We start from the raw sequence: 3,054 nt of genomic DNA on the forward strand, positions 1-3,054 counted from the left end.
GCCCGGACGCGCACCGACGCCCGCGGCTCCCCGTCGAGGACGGGGGCCGCGGGCGTCGTTCGTGCTCGTGCCGCATGGCCGGGGTGACGTCCCGGCGCCGGGGTCAGGCGGTCGGGGCGCTCGCGTGCGCGGCCGCGCGGGCCGCCGCGGGCAGTGCCGCCAGGACGCGGTCGACCGCGGCGTCGTCGTGCGCGGCACTGACGAACCACGCCTCGAACGGCGACGGCGGGGCGTACACGCCCTGCTCCAGCAGCGAGCGGTGGAACGGCGCGTACCGCCACGACTCCGTGGCCTGCACCGCTGCGTAGTCGCGGACGCCGTCCTGCGCGGCACCAGGGCCGAACATCGTGCTGAACAGGCTGCCCGCCCACTGCACGCTGTGCGGCACGCTCTCCTCGCCCAGCGCCGACGACAGCGCGGTGCGCAGCGTCGCCGCGACCGCGTCGATCCGCGCGTACACCGAGGAGTCGGCCAGGCGCAGCGTCGTCAGGCCCGCGGCCGTCGCCACGGGGTTCCCCGACAGCGTGCCCGCCTGGTAGACGGGACCCACGGGCGCGAGCTGACGCATGACGTCCCGGCGACCGCCGACCGCCGCGACGGGCAGACCGCCGCCGATGACCTTGCCGAACGTGAACAGGTCCGCGGCCCAGCCCTCACGCAGGCCCTCCAGGCCCCACCAGCCGGAGAACCCGACCCGGAAGCCCGTGAGCACCTCGTCCTGGATGAGCAGCGCGCCGTGCTCCAGCGTCAGGCGGCGCAGCTCGGCGTTGAAGCCCGGTCCGGGCGGCACGACGCCCATGTTGGCGGGCGCGGCCTCCGTGATGACCGCGGCGATGCGGTCGCCGTGCGTCGCGAAGACCTCGCCGAGCGCGTCGAGGTCGTTGTACGGCACGACGACCGTCTCGGCCGCGACGGCGGTGGACACGCCCGCCGAGTCGGGCAGCGCGAGCGTCGCGACGCCCGATCCTGCGGACGCCAGCAGCGCGTCGACGTGGCCGTGGTAGCAGCCCGCGAACTTCACGACGAGGTCGCGGCCCGTGTAGGCGCGCGCGAGGCGCAGCGCCGTCATCGTGGCCTCGGTGCCGGTCGACACCAGCCGCACCATCTCCGCGGCGGGGACGCGCGAGCGGATCTCGTCGACGAGGTCGACCTCGGTGACGGTCGGCGCGCCGAAGCCGAGCCCGCGGGCGGCCGCGGCCTGCACGGCCTCGACGACCTCCGGGTGCGCGTGGCCGAGCAGCGCCGGGCCCCACGAGCCGACGAGGTCGACGTACTCGTGACCGTCGACGTCCGTCACGTACGGGCCGCTGCCCGACGCCACGAACGGCGGCGTGCCGCCGACGGCGCCGAAGGCGCGCACCGGGGAGTTCACCCCGCCGGGGATGACCACCTGCGCGTGCGCGAACGTCTCCGCGCTCGTGCGTCCGCCGACGACCGGCGCCTCGCTGCTGCCGTACCGGCTCATCACTTCTCCTCCGCCAGCCACCCGGCCAGCTCCGTCGCGAAGTACGTGAGCACGTGATCGGCACCCGCACGACGGATGCTGAGCACGGACTCCAGGATCGCCCGTTCGCGCTGGATCCATCCCTGCGCGGCGGCGGCCTCGATCATCGCGTATTCGCCCGACACCTGGTAGGCGCTGACCGGAACCGTCGACGTCGCCGCCACGTCCGCCAGCACGTCCAGGTAGGACATCGCGGGCTTCACCATGACGACGTCCGCGCCCTCGGCGATGTCGATCGCGACCTCGCGGGCCGCCTCCCGACGGTTCGCCGGGTCCATCTGGTAGGTCCGCCGGTCGCCCTCGAGCTGCGACTCGACGGCGTCCCGGAACGGCCCGTAGAACGCCGACGCGTACTTCGCGGCGTACGCGAGCACGGCGACCTGGTCGTGCCCGGCCGTGTCCAGGGCGTCCCGCACGACGCCGACCTGGCCGTCCATCATGCCGCTGAGGCCGACCAGGTGAGCCCCCGCCGCCGCCTGCGCGAGCGCCATCTCCGCGTACCGGACGAGGGTCGCGTCGTTGTCGACCGCACCCGTGGGTGTGAGGACCCCGCAGTGGCCGTGGTCGGTGAACTCGTCGAGGCAGAGGTCGGCCTGCACGACGAGCGCGTCGCCGACCTCCGCGACCGCGTCGGCGATCGCCAGGTTGAGGATCCCGTCGGGGGCCGTCGCCTGCGTGCCCGTCGCGTCGCGGACCTCCGGGACGGCGAACAGCATGACGCCGCCCAGGCCGGCCGCGGCGGCCTCGCTCACCGCGCCCTTGAGCGAGTCCCGCGTGTGCTGCCGGACGCCCGGCATCGACGCGATGGGCCGCGACTCGGTCAGGCCCTCGCGGACGAACAGCGGCAGCACGAGCTCGGCCGGGTGCAGGCGCGTCTCGGCGGTCAGGCGGCGCATCGCGGGGGTCGCGCGCAGGCGGCGCGGGCGGACGCGGCCGGGGTGGGGCGGGGGGACGGCGGTCACGCGGACTCCTCGGGGGCGGGGGGCGAGGTGGGGGTCGGGGCGTCCGCGGCGGCGGACGTGAGCGCGGCGACCAGGCCCGCCATCGTCTGCTCGGTCGCGACCGCGGCGAGCGGCAGGTCGAGCCGGTGCGCCTCGGCCGCCGTCGTCGGGCCGATCGCCACGAGGAGGGTCGACGGCGGGGGCGGGCCGAGCTGCGCGACGAGCTCGCGCACGGTGCTCGCCGAGGTCAGGAGCGCGGCGTGCACCGACCCGTCGGCCCAGGCGGCCCGGACCTCGTCGGACGGCGGGGACGCGGGGACCGTGCGGTACGTGACGACGTCGTCGACCTGCCACCCGCGGGCGCGCAGGCCGTCGGCGAGGGTCGTCGCGGCGAGGTCGCCGCGCGGGAACAGGACGCGCGTCGCGGCGGCTGCGTGCCCGTCGCCGGACGGGTCGGGCCGGGTTGCGGCTCCGGTGCCCGCGCCCGCGCCTGCCGTGGTCCGGGTGGTCCTGGGGAGGGCCGGCCAGGCCGCCACGAGTGCCCGGGCCGTCGACTCGCCGCGCGGCACGAGGGTCGGCACGACCCCGGCGTCGCGCAGTGCGCGGGCC

3 protein-coding genes are annotated in these 3,054 nt (G+C 76.5%); all 3 read right to left on the minus strand.

All coding sequences use genetic code 11. The annotated features are described in order from the left end of the window. Positions 1–103: 103 nt before the first annotated feature. Positions 104–1,465, minus strand: coding sequence for a glutamate-1-semialdehyde 2,1-aminomutase (gene hemL / locus CBZ_RS11655; RefSeq protein WP_130781713.1), 1,362 nt, complete (start codon positions 1,463–1,465; stop codon positions 104–106). Next, positions 1,465–2,466 (minus strand): porphobilinogen synthase, encoded by a 1,002-nt coding sequence (hemB, locus tag CBZ_RS11660; RefSeq protein WP_130781714.1) that lies wholly within the window; start codon positions 2,464–2,466, stop codon positions 1,465–1,467. Before hemB ends, hemL begins: the two co-directional genes overlap by 1 nt. After that, positions 2,463–3,054: uroporphyrinogen-III synthase (locus tag CBZ_RS11665; RefSeq protein WP_130781715.1), on the minus strand; the 592-nt coding region annotated here is incomplete at its 5' end. The genes CBZ_RS11665 and hemB, both read right to left, overlap by 4 nt.

It is taken from the genome of Cellulomonas biazotea, assembly GCF_004306155.1.
In the GTDB taxonomy this organism is placed as follows: domain Bacteria; phylum Actinomycetota; class Actinomycetes; order Actinomycetales; family Cellulomonadaceae; genus Cellulomonas; species Cellulomonas biazotea.

What these genes read in the sequence shown, in the direction of transcription:
- hemL (WP_130781713.1), bottom strand. Translation starts at nt 1,465, where the DNA reads ATGAGCCGGTACGGCAGCAGCGAGGCGCCGGTCGTCGGCGGACGCACG.